The 15,237-nt window shown below is 68.0% G+C and carries 17 protein-coding genes and 2 tRNA genes; 10 read left to right on the top strand and 9 right to left on the bottom strand.

Annotated elements, in window-relative coordinates:
* The first annotated feature begins 232 nt into the window (after positions 1 to 232).
* Complete coding sequence (locus BMG523DRAFT_RS26355) at positions 233 to 379, top strand: hypothetical protein (protein WP_198030930.1); 147 nt, start codon at positions 233 to 235, stop codon at positions 377 to 379.
* A 568-nt stretch (positions 380 to 947) separates the two neighbouring features.
* Here BMG523DRAFT_RS26355 and BMG523DRAFT_RS08980 read toward each other — a convergent pair.
* Both BMG523DRAFT_RS08980 and BMG523DRAFT_RS26990 read right to left on the bottom strand, forming a co-directional pair.
* Positions 948 to 1,036 (bottom strand) — tRNA-Ser (locus tag BMG523DRAFT_RS08980).
* 105 nt (positions 1,037 to 1,141) lie between these two features.
* Positions 1,142 to 1,270 carry a hypothetical protein gene (locus tag BMG523DRAFT_RS26990; RefSeq protein ID WP_255353867.1) on the bottom strand — a complete coding sequence of 43 codons (129 nt, stop codon included), beginning with the start codon at positions 1,268 to 1,270 and terminating at the stop codon, positions 1,142 to 1,144.
* 325 nt (positions 1,271 to 1,595) lie between these two features.
* Here BMG523DRAFT_RS26990 and BMG523DRAFT_RS08975 point away from each other — a divergent pair, with 325 nt between their 5' ends.
* The 5 genes from BMG523DRAFT_RS08975 to BMG523DRAFT_RS08955 are packed head-to-tail and all read left to right on the top strand — an operon-like array spanning position 1,596 to position 5,971.
* Positions 1,596 to 3,104, top strand: a complete 1,509-nt coding sequence (locus BMG523DRAFT_RS08975; RefSeq protein WP_043590875.1) for an ATP-binding protein — start codon at positions 1,596 to 1,598, stop codon at positions 3,102 to 3,104.
* 3 nt (positions 3,105 to 3,107) lie between these two features.
* On the top strand, positions 3,108 to 3,518 hold the full coding sequence (locus tag BMG523DRAFT_RS08970) for a roadblock/LC7 domain-containing protein (RefSeq protein ID WP_023840687.1): 411 nt from the start codon (positions 3,108 to 3,110) through the stop codon (positions 3,516 to 3,518).
* Positions 3,515 to 3,889, top strand: a complete 375-nt coding sequence (locus BMG523DRAFT_RS08965) for a DUF742 domain-containing protein (protein ID WP_011438686.1) — start codon at positions 3,515 to 3,517, stop codon at positions 3,887 to 3,889. Before BMG523DRAFT_RS08970 ends, BMG523DRAFT_RS08965 begins: the two co-directional genes overlap by 4 nt.
* A complete protein-coding gene (locus tag BMG523DRAFT_RS08960; protein WP_011438687.1) occupies positions 3,870 to 4,514 on the top strand; it encodes an ATP/GTP-binding protein in 645 nt (214 codons plus the stop codon). Before BMG523DRAFT_RS08965 ends, BMG523DRAFT_RS08960 begins: the two co-directional genes overlap by 20 nt.
* 2 nt (positions 4,515 to 4,516) lie before the next feature.
* Positions 4,517 to 5,971 (top strand): cytochrome P450, encoded by a 1,455-nt coding sequence (locus tag BMG523DRAFT_RS08955; RefSeq protein WP_011438688.1) that lies wholly within the window; start codon positions 4,517 to 4,519, stop codon positions 5,969 to 5,971.
* 81 nt (positions 5,972 to 6,052) lie between these two features.
* Here BMG523DRAFT_RS08955 and BMG523DRAFT_RS08950 read toward each other — a convergent pair whose 3' ends face one another.
* The 3 genes from BMG523DRAFT_RS08950 to BMG523DRAFT_RS08940 form a co-directional block, all read right to left on the bottom strand.
* Positions 6,053 to 7,009, bottom strand: a complete 957-nt coding sequence (locus BMG523DRAFT_RS08950; RefSeq protein ID WP_235463004.1) for a terpene synthase family protein — start codon at positions 7,007 to 7,009, stop codon at positions 6,053 to 6,055.
* A gap of 322 nt (positions 7,010 to 7,331) precedes the next feature.
* Positions 7,332 to 7,757, bottom strand: coding sequence for a type II toxin-antitoxin system VapC family toxin (locus BMG523DRAFT_RS08945; RefSeq protein WP_011438690.1), 426 nt, complete (start codon positions 7,755 to 7,757; stop codon positions 7,332 to 7,334).
* Positions 7,754 to 7,987, bottom strand: coding sequence for a type II toxin-antitoxin system Phd/YefM family antitoxin (locus tag BMG523DRAFT_RS08940; protein WP_011438691.1), 234 nt, complete (start codon positions 7,985 to 7,987; stop codon positions 7,754 to 7,756). The genes BMG523DRAFT_RS08945 and BMG523DRAFT_RS08940 overlap by 4 nt, the downstream gene beginning before the upstream one ends.
* Before the next feature lie 298 nt (positions 7,988 to 8,285).
* On the opposite strand from BMG523DRAFT_RS08940, the gene BMG523DRAFT_RS08935 reads away from it, so the two are divergent.
* From BMG523DRAFT_RS08935 to BMG523DRAFT_RS08920, 4 genes are all read left to right on the top strand, one after another.
* Positions 8,286 to 8,495 (top strand): negative regulator of replication initiation SeqA, encoded by a 210-nt coding sequence (locus tag BMG523DRAFT_RS08935; RefSeq protein ID WP_023840683.1) that lies wholly within the window; start codon positions 8,286 to 8,288, stop codon positions 8,493 to 8,495.
* Positions 8,496 to 8,982: 487 nt separating this feature from the next.
* Positions 8,983 to 9,114 (top strand): hypothetical protein, encoded by a 132-nt coding sequence (locus BMG523DRAFT_RS26985; protein ID WP_255353866.1) that lies wholly within the window; start codon positions 8,983 to 8,985, stop codon positions 9,112 to 9,114.
* A gap of 181 nt (positions 9,115 to 9,295) precedes the next feature.
* Positions 9,296 to 9,368 (top strand) — tRNA-Lys (locus BMG523DRAFT_RS08925).
* Between the two features lie 397 nt (positions 9,369 to 9,765).
* Entirely contained in the window at positions 9,766 to 10,212 is a 447-nt protein-coding gene (locus tag BMG523DRAFT_RS08920) for a hypothetical protein (RefSeq protein ID WP_023840681.1), read from the top strand.
* 159 nt (positions 10,213 to 10,371) lie between these two features.
* Here the strand turns inward: BMG523DRAFT_RS08920 and BMG523DRAFT_RS08915 are convergent, their stop codons facing one another.
* The 4 genes from BMG523DRAFT_RS08915 to BMG523DRAFT_RS08895 form a co-directional block, all read right to left on the bottom strand.
* Positions 10,372 to 11,133 (bottom strand): ABC transporter permease, encoded by a 762-nt coding sequence (locus BMG523DRAFT_RS08915; protein ID WP_011438694.1) that lies wholly within the window; start codon positions 11,131 to 11,133, stop codon positions 10,372 to 10,374.
* Positions 11,130 to 12,236 (bottom strand): ABC transporter ATP-binding protein, encoded by a 1,107-nt coding sequence (locus tag BMG523DRAFT_RS08910; RefSeq protein ID WP_011438695.1) that lies wholly within the window; start codon positions 12,234 to 12,236, stop codon positions 11,130 to 11,132. The genes BMG523DRAFT_RS08915 and BMG523DRAFT_RS08910 overlap by 4 nt, the downstream gene beginning before the upstream one ends.
* A 439-nt stretch (positions 12,237 to 12,675) precedes the next feature.
* Positions 12,676 to 13,542, bottom strand: a complete 867-nt coding sequence (locus BMG523DRAFT_RS08900) for an LLM class F420-dependent oxidoreductase (protein WP_011438697.1) — start codon at positions 13,540 to 13,542, stop codon at positions 12,676 to 12,678.
* A 167-nt stretch (positions 13,543 to 13,709) separates the two neighbouring features.
* Complete coding sequence (locus tag BMG523DRAFT_RS08895; protein WP_011438698.1) at positions 13,710 to 14,600, bottom strand: class II glutamine amidotransferase; 891 nt, start codon at positions 14,598 to 14,600, stop codon at positions 13,710 to 13,712.
* Positions 14,601 to 15,237: the final 637 nt, after the last annotated feature.

The following is a 15,237-nucleotide window of genomic DNA, read 5'->3' as shown; positions in this document are numbered from 1 at the left end:
CTGCACAAGCGTCACGCAACCGGCTGTCGAGTGTTCAGGGTGATTGTCCTGCGGCAACGCTTCCGGAGCTCGCGAACCAGAGCGTTCCGCCCGGACGGGTCGTCATCGGCGAAGGCCGACCGCCGGCAGGAACCCGCGCCGGAAACAACCGTGCCGGGCCGAGCGACACCTGGAACATCGCCGGACAGGCAAAAAATAACTACTGACACACAGTAATATCACTAGACTGGCTATGGTCGAACGCAGGACGGACGCCATCGCCAGGGCCGGCGGTGAGGGGATCCCGGGCGTGAGTGCCGGCGCACTGCTGCGAGGGTGGCGGGAGCGACGCCGGATCAGTCAGCTCGGACTGGCGTTGCGAGCCGACAGTTCCGCCTGACGCATCAGTTTCATCGAGACCGGCCGCTCCATTCCGAGTCGCCCGATGGTGCTGCGCGGGCCACGTGCCCGTCGGTGCGGAACCGGATGAGCAGTTCCTGCCTGTCGCCGAGGCCGATGGTGCAGGATCCGTACATCGGATCGGAGTCGACCAGGCCCAGTCCCGCGAAGCAGGCCCAGTCCCGCTCAGAAGGGTTCGGCCTGCGGGCGACTGCGGCCCCCGCGCGACGAGCTTCTCCTGGAGAGAGATTCCCGCTCCTACACGCCCACCCACAAAGTGCGCTTCGTGAGGCGGCTGAAGCGTGGAGGGTCAGTCACGGTTCACGGTCTCCACACCGTCGCTCACCCTCCACATTTCCCGCCGGGCCCGCATCCGCCGGGCCCGCTCGACAGCCATTACAGGGACGCTATATGTCCACCTGCTGCGCTCAGCGAGGCAGAAGGCAGCGGGGACGGTGGCTGTGATCCCCGGTCACGTCCCAGCGTGCCCATTTCGTGCCCACAAGGATCTTCAGGTGTTCCAGGCTGATCGTCGCCAGCTGTCTCCGGCGACAAAAAGCCTGGCAAAGCGGAGGGCGTGGGATTCGAACCCACGACGAGGATCACTCCCCGTAGCGGTTTTCAAGACCGCCGCCATCGGCCACTAGGCGAGCCCTCCCAGCCTGCGACTTTAACCTTATCGTAACATTTTTCCTCCGGCTCGATACAGGCACGGTACAGAAACGCCGAAGGACGCCCGGTAGGCGCCCTCACGCCTCCCATTCTAGCCGTCCGCCCGCCGTGCGGCAGCGAGCCGACGCACCGCATCCTGCTCCCCTCCGTCGAGCAACCGCGCATACGTCCGCCAGATCACGGCAGGGCTGTTACCCGCCCGCTCCGCAGCCTGCTGCACGCTGACCCCGTCCATCAGCCAGCCCGAGATGCAGCTGTGACACAGGGAACTGTCTTACCTCATGCTGTCAGACAGGGTGGCCGGCTACTCAAGGTCACTGATAGCGGCGCGGTGCGATCTCGCCGAAGCCCTGGATATAACGTCAGACCTATCCGGAGAGACATCAGAACCGCGAACACTGAGCAAGGTAGCCGCGTGCCCAGTCAGAACATCGCCGTCGGGCCCTCGTCGGCGCGCGAGTCTCTCCGCGGGCCGCGCCCGTGACTGTTCTCCCCGTCCCCGTCGGTCACCGACACACGCCCACAATCAGACCAAGGTTCTGCGAATGAAGCGCAAGCGACCGTCACCTCGTGGCTCGGAAGGCGACTTCTCCGTCGTCTACAGTGCTCTGGTAGCGGCAGCCCTGACCGCACTCTGTACAGTGGCCGCCATCCTTCTCGTCGCCCCGCACGCCCGGCGCGCTGTTGCCGTGTGCGGCCTCGTCGCGGCGGTCACGGTCGGCCTGGCCTGCGCCGAGATCCGCCGCCGCGGGCACGAGATCGTCCATCTGCGCCGTCGGCAGGCCGCCACCGAGCAGGAACTCATGCACCGCCTGGAGATACAGGAGGCCGAGACCAGCCGCCTCGCCGTCGAGGTGCTGCCCGCCGCGATCAGTCGGCTGCACCGCGGCGACTCGGTCGAGGAGGCGCTGTCCGGCTCGAGCCAGTCGCCCGCCCTCGGCGCCGCGTTCATCAAGGCGCACGACGACGTGGTCCGCTCGGTCCTCGAAGCGGTCAAGGCGGAAGAGGACCTGCGCGACTCCTCGCAGCGCGCGTTCGTCAACGTCGCCCGTCGCGTCCAGGCCATCGTGCACCAGCAGTTCCAGGATCTGCGCGAGATGGAGGAGCGGCACGGCGGGAACCCCGATGTCTTCGACGACCTGCTCCGCCTCGACCACGGCACCGCGCTGATCGGCCGGCTCGCCGACTCGCTCGCCGTGCTCGGCGGATCCCGCCCCGGCCGGCAGTGGCAGCATCCGGTGCCGCTGTTCAACGTGCTGCGCGGCGCGATGTCCCGGATCATCGGCTACCAACGCGTCGAACTGCACTCGGTGGTCGAGGTCGCCATCTCAGGACCCACCGTCGAACCGCTCATCCACGCGCTCGCCGAGCTGCTGGACAACGCCACCCGGTACTCGCCGCCGCAGACCCGCGTGCACATGACCGCGGTCGAGGTGCAGTCCGGGATCGCGGTCGAGATCGAAGACGGCGGCGTCGGCCTCGGCGAGGAGGCCCGGCTGCGCGCCGAGCGGGTGCTCGCCGAGGTCAAGTCGGGCCTCGACCTCGCTGACCTCGGCGGGAACCCGCGCCTCGGCCTGTCCGTGGTCGGTCGGCTCGCGCAGACCCACCGCTTTCAGGTCTCGCTGCGGCCCTCGGCGTACGGCGGCGTGCGCGCCGTGCTGATCATCCCACGTGACCTGGCCACCGCCGTGCCGCTGTCCGCGGCCAGCCCGGGCGCCGCGGTCCGGCCGAACCCGAACACGCCGATGCCCGCCATCGCCCTGGAGTCGGAGGAGCCGCAGCGCATAAAGATCAACAACAACGGCCTGCCGCAGCGCAGGCGCGGCGTCACCGCCCCGCTCAACGGGAGCGGCAGCCAGCGGAGCCTGACCGCGCCGCGCGGGCCGCAGTCCGCCGCCCCGCCCCCGCCCGTGTCGAGTAACGCATCCGCTCCCGCCGCCCCGCCCCCGCCGCCCGGGCTGTGGCTTGCCGCGTTCCAGAACGCGGTCTCCGGCGAAAGCACGAGCACCCAGCACGCTTTGACTGACGATGCGTCGAGTAAGGAAAGCGAGTAGCCGATGGACCACCTGCGGCCCAGCATGGACTGGATGCTCAAGGACCTTGCGGAGAGCGTGCCAGGCACCCGGCATATCATCGTCCTGACCGCGGACGGCCTGCGCATGGCCCAGTACAACACGGATGTGGACACCGCCGACCGCCTCGCGGCCGCGTGCGCCGGACTGCAGAGCCTGTCCGCCGCCGTCGGCGCCGAGTTCCCGCAGGGGGACAAGCGGATGCGGCTCGTGGTGATCGAGGTGGGCGGGGGATTCTTCTACCTCATGGCGGCCGGCGCGCGCGCATACCTCGCGGTGCTGGCCGACGAAGGGGTGGACGCGGGGTTGATGGGACAGCAGATGCGCAACCTGGTCGCACGTATCGGTGAGCATCTCACCAGTCCGCCGCGGATGGAGGAGAGGACGGCCGGGTGACCCCGTCCCCGATCAACGACGCGTCCTGCGCCTGGGAGCAGGGCGGTCCCGAGCGCCTGTACGTCCTCACCGGCGGGCGCGGCGCCTCGGGCCGCCGGGCCGACATCGACCTGGTCACCCTCGTGGTGGCGCGGGCCGCGGGCCGGCCCGAGATGCAGCCGGAACACGCGTCCATCCTGCGCATGTGTTACTGGCCCCTGTCCATGGCGGAGATCTCGGCCTACCTCAAGCTGCCGTTCAGCGTGGTCGCCATCCTGGTCTCCGACCTGCTCAGGGACTCGCTCGTCGAGGTGCGCGCCTCGGTGCGCATGGAAGGAATCGGCGATCCTGAACTGCTCAAGGCGGTGATGAATGGACTCCAGAGGCTCTGAGTTGGCCGTCGGACCGGCGCGCGAGGACGCGCTGCCCGCCTCGGCCGCCACCGCGGTCAAGATTGTCGTGGTCGGCGGGTTCGGCGTCGGCAAGACGACCCTGGTCGGCTCCGTCAGCGAGATCAGACCGCTGACGACCGAGGAGACGATGACCGAGGTCAGCATCGGGGTAGACGACGTCCGCGGGGTCGAGCAGAAGGATGCGACCACCGTGGCCATGGACTTCGGCCGGATCACCATCAACGAGCAACTGGTGCTCTACCTGTTCGGCACGCCCGGACAGCAGCGCTTCTGGTTTCTGTGGACAGGCCTGTTCGAGGGAGCCCTTGGCGCGGTCGTGCTGGTCGACACCCGGCGGCTCGAGGCCAGCTTCGACGTCATCGGGCGGCTCGAGGACGGCGGCGTGCCGTTCATCGTGGCCGTCAACGTCTTCCCGGACGCCCCGAACCACCCGCTGGACGAGGTCCGTGCCGCGTTGGATCTGCCGGCCGCCGTGCCGATCGTCGCGTGCGACGCGCGCAGCCGGGCCTCGAGCCGGGACACCCTGCTGGCCCTCATGCGCTACCTGTACTGGCTGTCCACCCAACCCGCGGCCCCGGTGGCCGCCTCGGCCGCCACGGAGTAAGTGTGTCAACACCCATTCCCGAAGCAGGCGCGGAATCAGGCGCTGCGATCCCGCCGCCGGGGTGTCCGGCGCACGCGGCCTTCGCGCAGGATGCCGTACGGACCGCGCTCTACGGCCCGGAAGCGCAGCACGATCCCGGCGCGGTCTACGAGAAGCTCCGCGCGGAACACGGCGGGATCGCCCCGGTGGAACTCGAGGGTGGCGTCCCGGCCTGGCTGGTGCTCGGCTACCGGGAGAACATGGAGGTCGCTCGCACCCCGAGCCGGTTCACCCGGGACGCCCGGCTCTGGCGGGACTGGAACGAGGGCAGGATCGCCGCGGACGACCCGCTGCTCCCGCTCATCGGATGGCGTCCCGACGTCGTGTCCTACGATGGCGAGGAACATGCGCGGCTGCGCGCCGCGGTCAACGAGTGCCTGACCAGGTTCGACCGGCACGGCACCCGGCGGCACGTCCAGCGCTACGCGAACCAGCTGATCGACGGCTTTGTCGAGGACGGCCGCGCGGACCTGGTGACCCAGTTCGCCGTTTACCTTCCGATGCTCGTGCTGAGCCGGCTGGTCGGCCTGAGCGAGGGGTACGGCCGGAAACTGGTCGAGGCCATCGTCGGCATGGTCAGCGGCGGCGAGGATGCATACGCGCACAACCAGTACATCATCGGCACCCTGCGGTCGCTGACCGAGGAGCGGCGCAGGGCCCCCGCGCACGACCTGGCGTCCTGGTTCGTTCAGCACCCCTCGGGGCTGAACGACGAGGAGGTACTCAACCACCTGCGCCTCGTGATCGTGCTGGGCTACGAGGCCACGGCGAACCTGGTCTCGAACACGCTGCGGATGGTGCTGACCGACCCCCGCTTCCGCGCGTCGCTCGCTGGCGGGCTCATGACGCTGCCGGACGCGGTCGAGCAGATGCTGTGGGACGATCCGCCGCTACTGGTCTGCCCGGCGCGGTTCGCCACGCACGACATGCATTTCGCCGACAAGGAGATCCGTGAGGGCGACATGCTGCTGCTCGGCATCGCGGCAGGCAACGCGGATCCGGAGATCCGTCCGGATCTCGGCGCGCCGATGCACGGCAACCGCTCGCACCTGGCGTTCAGCCGGGGCCCGCACGAGTGCTCGGGACAGGAGATCGCCCGCGCCATCACCGACACCGGCGTCGACGTGCTGCTCAACCGGCTACCCGACCTGCACCTCACGGTGCCGGAGGAGCAGCTGACCTGGACCGCCTCGACCTGGTCCCGGCACCTTGACGCGCTCCCGGTCAAGTTCGCCCCGCAGTGCCGCCCCGTCCCGCAGTCTGCGCCAGCCGCCCCGGCGTTCTCCGCCCCGGTGGTCGAGCCGAGCGCCGCGAAGGACGCGCTGGCGGCGGTGGCCGAGGCCGACGCACAGGCCAGAGCGGACACCCGCCGCGGCTTCTGGGCTTCGCTGGGCGGCATGTTCCGCGGTCGACGCTAAGGGTTCACGGTCGGCTGACGTACCGCCGAGTGGCGCCCGGGAATCGCTCCCGGGCGCCGCTCTTTTGTTTCCGACACGCCGTCAGACCGCCTGCGGCGAGGTCAGCATGCGAGAGATCTCCTCGCGCGGCGGATCCGTGTCCATCAACAGTTCGTTGACCGCCGCCCACGCCTGGTAACCCCAGTTCCAGTCGTCGACGATCCTCGCACCCATCCGGGCCTGGGCGCGTTCTGTGTCGGTGAAATGCAGCACGTCGAAGGCCGTGTCAAGGCGCTGCTTTGTGGTGTGTATCGACTGGTCGAGCGTCCGCATCTCCTGCTCGCAACGGGCTCTTGCCTCCTGCCAATCGCAGCCGTCCTGGTCTCGGATGATCGAGATCAGATTGCGCGGGTCGTCGCGCTTCGCGTCGCGGACCGAGGAGTAGACGTCGTTGCAGTACACGATGATGTCGCTGGCTAACCTGCGCAGCAGTCGCAGCTGGGTACAGTGGTGGATGTGCGGCGCCAGATAGGTGAAATTCATCTTCTCGCCGAACACCAGGCACAGCGGCACCGCGCCGTTTCCCAGGCGTAGTTCCAAGTACTCTTCGACCGTCGTGTCCATCCGCCGGTCCCGCATCGCCGCGTAAGTGGCCTGCGTGTTGAAGTACCATTCCCAGTGCTCGCTGACCCGAGCCACCCACTGGTCCGGCGAGCTGACGATCTGCCGCGCCCACAGGTCATGGAAGATCATCCCCATGAGGGACTTCGCGGGTCTCCCGTAGAGAATCCCGGTGAGCTCCGCGCTGATGACGTTGATGCGGCTGATGTCCGCCGCAAGGTCGTCGGTGAAGTCGTCGTAGATCCGGAAGAAGGCGTGGATGTCGTAAGCGAGTTCCAGCTCCGGCAGCGGGGCCAGAGGGTACACCCAGGCCGAAAGCGTGGCGTACCTCTCGGCCCGGGGCGTGCAGACCTGGAAGCGGGTGAGCCATTCGACGGTGTGCGCCAGGGCTTCGGCAGCGTTCTCGTTCGGCTGCCAGGAGCGCGCAGCTTCGTGCACTGTGAGGATCTGCTCGCCATTCATCGCGTCTCGGCCTGTCTCCTGGCAAAGATGGTGATCATGGATCGCGAGCATCTGGCAGTTTCGGACACTTCTGCGCCTCCAGGTCAGGGGAACCACGTCCTATCAGATCCAGGTACCACGATGATCCCAGAAGTGCGAAGTATCATGTCGCGGATTCGGGCCGTTATGGAGGGCACCTCGGTCGTGGTCCGTTGGAGGGTCCTCAGGTGGTGCCGTTGCGACCGATCACGCTGCCGAAGACATGAGTGTGCCCGATCCTACCGCCAGAGGTTCTGTGCCGCCCAGCTTCGGGACCTGCTTACAGCTGGGAGGTCCAAGGGTTGACGAGTGGGACGTCCATGGCGGCGAAGTCGGCCTCGTTGCGGGTGACGAGCGTGAGGCTGTGCACCTGGGCCGTGGCGGCGATGAGCGCATCGTGGGCTGGGCGCCGGTCGGGCACGTGAAGTCGCGCCGCCGAGCCGGCGACGATCTGATCGACGTCGAGCAGCCGGCCTGCGTATGCCGGGAGCACGTTCTGATCGAGCCATGAGTCCAGGACGGCCGCCTGGCGGGCATCGCGCCATCGCTTGTTCTCAATGCCAGCCCGCAGCTCTAGCAGGGTGATGACGGAGAGGAAGGTATCCGATGGTGACAGGCTCGCGGCCCAGCCGTTGAAGCGGTCATCGCGGCGTTTCGCGGGCTTACGGAGCTCGGAGATGACGTTGGTGTCGAGTAGGAAGCTCACAGGTCGACCTCGCGCAGCGAGTCCCGCGGCCGTAGGGGCTCGAAGTCGATCTCCTCCTCCAGAACGAACGCGTCTCCCAGGCTGCCCGCGGTTCCGGTGAGCCGCTGGTAGTCGGCGAACGACAGCAGGACGTGTGACGGCCGACCGTGATCCGTGATGATCACCGGACCGCTGGCGGCGGCCCGCTTGACCGCGCTCACGTCACGGTTGAACTCTCGCGATGAGACCATGGTCACCACGACCACCCCCCTGGTAGGTACGTACCTACAATATGCGCCGAACGTCGTTCGCGCGGCCAACCGCTGAAGCCAGCTCGCGCCCTTCGATGTGGCCAGGGTCGCGTGGCCAGGGTCGCGTGGCCGGGCGACCGGCTTGCTCACCAGACCTGGTGACCATCCAGGATGAACCCTCGTCGCCGGCAAGGTCGGCCTGAGCAGTCGTCCCTTGAATTTCTCACTCCAGATATCACAGACTTCAAGTGGTACCGTATTTGAAGGCTGGAGCCAGGCATGGCCCCTGGAGTCAGGCATGGTCCCGCGGATCGAGATCGACGACGAGGTCTTCAAGTGCCTGCAGGATCAGACTGCGCCCTTCGTCGACACCCCGAATGATGTCCTGCGTCGCGTCTTGGGGCTCTCCGCTCCAGCGGTGGCCAAAGAGCCGGGCGCGGCCCGTCCGCCTGGCAATCTCGCGAAGCTTGTGAACGCCGGGCTCGTGAAGCCCGGGGGGACGGACTGACGCATGTCCGCAAGTGAAGCGGCGCGACCTACCAGGGGCTCCGACGCGGTGCATCCGTCGCCGTCCACCTGGACGACATCGACTTCACCAACGCAACTCTCACCCTCCGCTGGCAGTTCGTCCAGATCGGCTACGCCACCCAACTCGCCAAGCCGAAATCCGACGCCGGGGACCGTGTCATCTCCCTCGGCCCCGACACCCTCGCCGTCCTGAAAGCCTGCCGCACCCGCCAACACGCCAACCGGCTCGCCGCCGGAACCACCCGGCCGAACAACGGCCTCGCGTTCACCCACCCCGACGGCACTCCCATCCACCCCGAACACCTCACCAACCGCTTCCACACCCTCATCCAGGAAGCCGACCTACCCCCATCACCATCCGCGGCCTCCGCCACGGCGCCGCCACCCTCGCCCTCGCCGCCACCCTCGCCCTCGCCGCCGGCGCCGACCTCAAAGCAGTCCAAGAACTCCTCGGCCACTCCACGATCATGATCACCACCGACACCTACACCCACATCCTCCCCGACCTCGCCGCCGAGATCGCCCGCAACACCGCCCGCCTCATCCCCCGCACCCGCAGCCCCCAGGAGTACCCCCGACACACCACCACGATCGACTAACCCGGCACCGCCCGTCCGCCCCATCGGGGCGGACGGGCAGCCACGAGCCACGAGCCACGAGCCACGAGCCACCACAACCCGCCCACCCCACCAGCCGACGCCCCATCCACACCCCCACAAACCGCACCGACACCCCGACCACCACCCCGAGGACACACAGTTCGGTATCATGACTCTCGCAGGGCCGTTAGCTCAATTGGCAGAGCAGCCGGCTTTTAACCGGCGAGTTCAGGGTTCGAGTCCCTGACGGCCCACACTGGTGGATTTTTCGTACATTTCTGAAGAGCTTATCAGACTCACATTGTCGAGCTTTTGAAGCTCCGGTAATTCGTGGATCCTGTACCAGCTCGATCTCTGGATGTATCCATTCAGGGTACAGGTTCCAGCACCCCTGAATGGATACCTGCCCGTCAGAGTCACGGAGGCGGCCCGGTGGTTCTCGTGGTCGTTCCCGGCGTGCGCGCGCACGCCTGTCGTGGTCGTTCCCGGCGCGAGGCGGCAGGTCGGTGTGACCCGACACCGCCGGGGCATCCCGTCAGGGTGAGCAGACACACCCGCCGGGGTCGAACCGACAGCAGTCAAACCGACGGCAGTCGGGCTGACGGCAGTCGGGCTGACGGCAGTCGGGCTGACGGCAGTCGAACTGACCGGATGAGCGGGAATCGTCCGGCCGGGGGCCGCCGAGAGGACGACCGCACGCAGCCCGACCTCGACGACACGACCGCTGACGCGGTTGGCAAGCTCAGCGAGGCGCTGGAGTGGGTTGAACGGGCCCGCGGGGCGCTCTACGAATTCCATCAACTCTCCGGACGGGCCGATCTGATCCTCGCGGAGGCGATTAGCGGTCTGGAAGACGCCGGCCACCCCCAGCTGGCCGCCTATGTGCGCCGGGAGCTGCACGGACGCAACGTCCTCGACGGGCGGTGGACCTTCCAGATCATCGAGGAGTACGACGACATCTACTACCGCCCCTTCGTTGCCGTGGACGAACAGGTCCGGCTGCGGCTCACCGGTGGGAGGCGCCACGTCCACGAGGCTCGCATGAAGGCTCAGGAGCGGGCCCGCGCCGGTCGGGACCTGTGGGGCCCGGGCGCCTGACCTACGGTCCACCGAGCGTCCACATCAGGACGACCGGTGGACCGCGGCTCCGGGCCTGAAGGCAACCTGCCGGTGAGTTCAGGCATTCCGATGATCACAGATAGTCAGATGATCACGGCTTCAGAGCTCACGCCGACGGAGATCGCACCGCCGGCGGGCTCAGGCGTCCCGACGCTTGGCCAGGACGAGCCCGATGGCGAACAGGCCGAGGCAGATCGCGGCGAAGTACACCAGGGAGCCCCAGGGGCCGAAGGGCATCCCCTTCACCACGGGCGGCCCGTCGGAATGCTCCACCTGCCCGGCGACGATGAAGTTATCGCCGTTGACAAACGGCAGCCAGTGCTGGATGTGGCGACCGACCCGGGGGATCGCCGGCAACAGGCTCTCCGCCAGGAACAGGTAGACGAGCATGATCACGATCGCGCCCGCCGACTGCCGGATGATCAGACCCAGAGCCAAGGCAAAGATCGCCGCGAACAGGTAGACCAGACCGACACCGAAGACGTTGCGGTACTCCTGCGCCGTGTCCAGGGCCAGGGGGGCATCCGGCCTGATCAGCTTGGCGACGCCCCAGGAAGCGAAGGCGGTGAGCTCGCCGACGGTCCCCGCGAGCAGGGCGACGACGACGGCCTTCGCGAGCAGTGCCGGCGTCCGGGTGGGCACCGCGAGGAACGTGGACCGGATCGTGCTGAAGCGGTACTCGGTGGTGACCGCCAGCGCGGCCATCACCATCATCACCACGAGGCCGAAGTTGTAGGCGAACTGGGTGACGTTCGGGGTGAGGTCGGCGAGGTCGTTATCGCTGGTCGCCGCCGCGAAGATCGAGGTCAGCCCCACGGTGAGCGCGGTCGCCAGGATCATGCACCACCACGGTGAGCGGGTCGAGAACAGCTTGATCCGCTCGACGGTGAGCAGTGTCATCGTCCAGTCCCTCCTCGTGCCGCCTCGGCCGAGGCCGACGAACCGCCCCCGACACCCACGCCACCGGCATCCACGCCACCGTCAACCGACTGGCGGGGTGTCCCGGCCAGTGGACCGGCGGCAGTTCCCGCCGGCACGGGCCCCGGCGGAGCACCTGTCGCCGACCGGCTGTCGCCAGGCCCCGGCGTCCCGGCGTGGTACTCCACCTCGCCGCCGGTCAGTTGGATGAACGCCTGCTCCAACGAGCCGCGCTGCGCCGCCAGCTCGTGCAGGACGAGCCCGATCCGACCGGCCAGCTCGCCGACCTGCTCGGTGCTGCTGTTCGACACGAGGAACGCCGCCGGACCACCGTCGCCGGCGGCGACGTCTCGAACCGCGAGGCCCTGACCGGTCAGCACGCCACGCAGCCGCTCCATCTCCGGCCCGCGGACCCGGACCGCCGACTCGGACGCCATGTCGATGAACGCATGGGTACTGGTCTGGGCGATCAGCCGCCCGCGACCGATGACGACGAGCTCCTGGGCGGTCAGCGCCATCTCGGACAGCAGATGACTAGAGACGAAGATCGTCCGCCCCTCGTCCGCAAGTCGATGCATGAACTGACGAATCCAGAGGATTCCTTCCGGGTCCAGCCCATTCACGGGCTCGTCGAAGAGAAGGACCTGCGGGTCACCCAGCAGGGCCGTCGCGATCCCGAGACGCTGTGCCATCCCGAGCGAGAAGCCACCCGCCCGCTTGCCGGCGACCGAGGTGAGCCCGACGATCTCCAGGACCTCGTCGACCCGCTTCCCGGGAATTCGGTTCGCCGCGGCCATCCACCGCAGGTGCGAGCGGGCGGAGCGGTTGGGATGCACCCATTTCGCTTCCAGCAGCGCTCCGACCTGGCGGAGTGGTTCCTTCAGCTCGGCATATCGCTTACCGTCGATACGGACCTGGCCTGCGCTCGGATTGTCGAGCCCCAGGATCATCCGCATTGTAGTGGACTTTCCCGCACCATTCGGCCCCAGGAAACCGGTCACCTTGCCTGGCTGCACCGTGAAGGACAGGTCGTTGACGGCGACCGTACGTCCGTACCGCTTGGTGAGCCCTTGCGCCTCGATCATTCCCCTCCTTTCCGTGGAACATCACTATGTCGGGATGACGGACCGGACCCGGGCTGCTGCCCGCTCGGTAGGACCCGCCGACGGCAGGACCCGCCGACGGCAGGTAGGTAGGTAGGTAGGTAGGTAGTTGCACCGACCGGCCGCGCCTCCCCCGGTTGGCATCATCGTCGCGGAGTACCCACCATCGAGCCAGCCGCTATCGGCCAGCGGAGTGTCATCCTGCCGACAGGAAACAGGCCGTGAACCCGCAGCAGACTTTCCAGCACCGCGCCGAAATGCACGGTGACGTCACGCTCACCGTCGGTCCAGGCCCGCGGCTTGCCCGAGGCGACGTTCAGTATGCTAACCGATCGCCCAGGGCGGACCGTCGGCGATGGACCGGCTACCAGCCGAGGTGGCACCCGCTCGGCTCGCCGGCGGATCAGCCGGATCAGCCGGATCAGCCGACGATGACCGGCGCCAGCCGGGCCCACTGCTCGCGCGGGAGCCGGGTGGGAGTGGAGGTCAGCACCTGGATGGCCACGTGATCGGCACCGGCCTCATGGTGCTCGGCGACCCTGGCTAGCACGGAGTCCACATCGCCCCAGGCCACCACGGCATCGACGAGGCGCTGCGAGCCGGCACCCGTCAGATCGTCCTCGGTGAAGCCGAGACGGCGCAGGTTGTTCACGTAGTTCGGCAGCTTCAGGTAGAACGCGAGGGTGTCGTGCGCGACCGCCCGGGCCTGAGCCGGATCGGTGTCGAGGATGACCATCTGCTCGGGCGCGAGTAGTGCGTCCGGGCCAAGCAGCTCCCGGGCGCGCCGGGTGTGCTCGGGGGTGGTGAGGTAGGGCAGGGCACCCGCGGTGCGCTGCGCGGCGATCCCCAGCACGCGGGGACCGAGAGCGGCCAGCGCCCGGCCGGCCCGCGGGACGCCCAGCTCGTCGAGGGTGTCGAGATAGTCGACGAGGACGTCAACGGGACGCTCGTAGCGACGGTCGATCCTCTTCTCTACCAGCTCCTTGTGGCCGGCACCGAGCCCGAGCAGGATCCGGTCGGGGTGCGCCTTCGCCAGCATGGCGTAATGATCGGCGACGACGTCCGCCGGTTCGGTCCAGATGTTGAGGATGCTGGTACCGACCACCAACCGATCCGTGTTGTCCAGGATCGCGGCCGCGAGCTCAAGATCGCCACTGGCCGCGCCGATCCATACCGTCGGGACGCCGAGGGCCTCCACCTCGGCCGCGATCTCCGCCCGGGCCGGGACATCCTTCGGCCACTGCCGCTCGGTTGCCCACAACCCGATCCTGCCGACCTCTGCTACCACGACGAGCCCCTTCCGCGCAGGGAACTGCCACTGTCCGTGCCATTACCCCATCACGTCTGCTACCCCGTACGCACGCCCGGCATGTCGGCCGGTTCGTTGAATCTGTGGATCGGTAGTTCAGTGGATGGGCGGATCAGGGGATACAGGGGATTCAGGAACCGGAATGATCACGCGGACAGAGGGAGGTCGGGCACCGCGGTGGTCTGCGACACGGCGGCCTGCGGCCGCAGCTCGTCGAGGGACAGCTGGTGAACCGGCGGCCCGTCCAACACGATCCGAGAGGTCACGGTGAGATCGGCGGCCACATGCAGCAGCTCCCCGCTCTCCATCAACCGCCACCGAGGGTCCTCGTCCATCCGCTCGCTCTCGACCACGACCGCGGGCTTGGTGAGCAGGTCGAGAGAGCGGACCCGGATCTCGCTGAACGGACTCGCGTGATCAAGGTGGCGTTCGTTGCGCCCACCCGGGCCACGCCGAAGGACGTACAGGCCATTGGTGTCCGGATACCGCAGAGCCCAGAGGTCCCGCTCCGTGATGAGAATCATGTTGATGGAGTACAGCGGCAGGTTCTCGGCGGCCCAACGAGCGGCGGATGCGATTCCCTCGCCGACGTCCCCGTCACAGGCGTCGATCTCGCGGGTGACGAGGGCGAAGAAGCGTTCCGAGTCGGTGTCACCGAGGACCGGGAGACCGCCCGTGCCGAGCTCGGCGTCCAGCTTGTCCAGCCCCTCGATCACGCCGTTGTGCGCGAAGATCCGCCCGTTTCGAACGAACGGATGGGTGTTGTCCTCGCAGGCCCGGCCGGTGGAGGCGTGCCGGACATGCGCGACGAACGTCGAGGAGGTGACGTGCTGCGGCTCCTGGGCGAATGCCGTGTCGGCCCGGTTCCGAATGGCCTGTTTGACCACCCACGCGGTGCCATCGGCGTCGAATCCGCCGAGACCAGCCCCCTCCGGGGTCCGCAACGTCGCCGCCCGGGGACTGTCCGGCGCATCCAACAGCCAGAAAGTCGCCTGCACCCTCGTCGGCCCGCTGCTCATCGCGAACAGATGACACATCTACGCCCTCCCTCGCCGATCTCAACGGCTCCGGTACTGTGCCGGCCAGGACGCTACTGGTTCCCGCGTCCCAGACGCGGGTCCACCGAGCGGTGGCCGGGTCGATTCCCCGAAGCGAAAGGGGCAACGTTACCCCCGCCCCGGCGCCCGCGACATGCCGACGAATCTGCACGCGAATCCGCTTTCGTCAACCCGTCAAGGGCCTGCTGGCGCATCGGTCCCGCCGTGAGGGCTGCCGTGAGGGCTGCCGTGAGGGCTGCCGAGCAGAGGTCGCACGGCACCCGGACCCCGTCCGGGCACTGGCCGGGTGCCCGCCGGGACGCTGCATGGTGCCGACGGGCAAGGCGGTGTTCCCCGCGCCCCGCCGGCCCCGCCGTGATCAACCTTCCGAGTCGTCACCCGACAACCGCCTGGGACCACTAACGGTGACACATCCGGATCGAAGCGACCATTGCATCCCGTTTTTTCCGTAAATTTGCATCACATCACGTGATCAGAAGGGCTGTCAGACCGCACGATGATCAACCCTTACCTGACCGTCGGATCCTGCTCGGGCGACAACCGCAACCGTGTCCGGCCACCCGTACGACCGCCGCCCCGGGCACCGACCGGGATGCCCGTACCAATTCGTTACCTT

The organism is Frankia sp. BMG5.23 (assembly GCF_000685765.2).
In the GTDB taxonomy this organism is placed as follows: domain Bacteria; phylum Actinomycetota; class Actinomycetes; order Frankiales; family Frankiaceae; genus Frankia; species Frankia casuarinae.
Note: the sequence above shows the minus strand (reverse complement) of the source record. Positions and strands in the feature narration are given on the sequence as shown.

Bases quoted from the DNA above. Each gene is read 5' to 3' on its own strand.
- BMG523DRAFT_RS26355 (WP_198030930.1), top strand. From the start codon at position 233: ATGGTCGAACGCAGGACGGACGCCATCGCCAGGGCCGGCGGTGAGGGG.
- BMG523DRAFT_RS08975 (WP_043590875.1), top strand. From the start codon at position 1,596: ATGAAGCGCAAGCGACCGTCACCTCGTGGCTCGGAAGGCGACTTCTCC.
- BMG523DRAFT_RS08970 (WP_023840687.1), top strand. From the start codon at position 3,108: ATGGACCACCTGCGGCCCAGCATGGACTGGATGCTCAAGGACCTTGCG.
- BMG523DRAFT_RS08960 (WP_011438687.1), top strand. From the start codon at position 3,870: ATGGACTCCAGAGGCTCTGAGTTGGCCGTCGGACCGGCGCGCGAGGAC.
- BMG523DRAFT_RS08940 (WP_011438691.1), bottom strand. From the start codon at position 7,987: ATGGTCTCATCGCGAGAGTTCAACCGTGACGTGAGCGCGGTCAAGCGG.
- BMG523DRAFT_RS08935 (WP_023840683.1), top strand. From the start codon at position 8,286: ATGGTCCCGCGGATCGAGATCGACGACGAGGTCTTCAAGTGCCTGCAG.
- BMG523DRAFT_RS26985 (WP_255353866.1), top strand. From the start codon at position 8,983: ATGATCACCACCGACACCTACACCCACATCCTCCCCGACCTCGCCGCC.
- BMG523DRAFT_RS08920 (WP_023840681.1), top strand. From the start codon at position 9,766: ATGAGCGGGAATCGTCCGGCCGGGGGCCGCCGAGAGGACGACCGCACG.
- BMG523DRAFT_RS08915 (WP_011438694.1), bottom strand. From the start codon at position 11,133: ATGACACTGCTCACCGTCGAGCGGATCAAGCTGTTCTCGACCCGCTCA.
- BMG523DRAFT_RS08910 (WP_011438695.1), bottom strand. From the start codon at position 12,236: ATGATCGAGGCGCAAGGGCTCACCAAGCGGTACGGACGTACGGTCGCC.
- BMG523DRAFT_RS08895 (WP_011438698.1), bottom strand. From the start codon at position 14,600: ATGTGTCATCTGTTCGCGATGAGCAGCGGGCCGACGAGGGTGCAGGCG.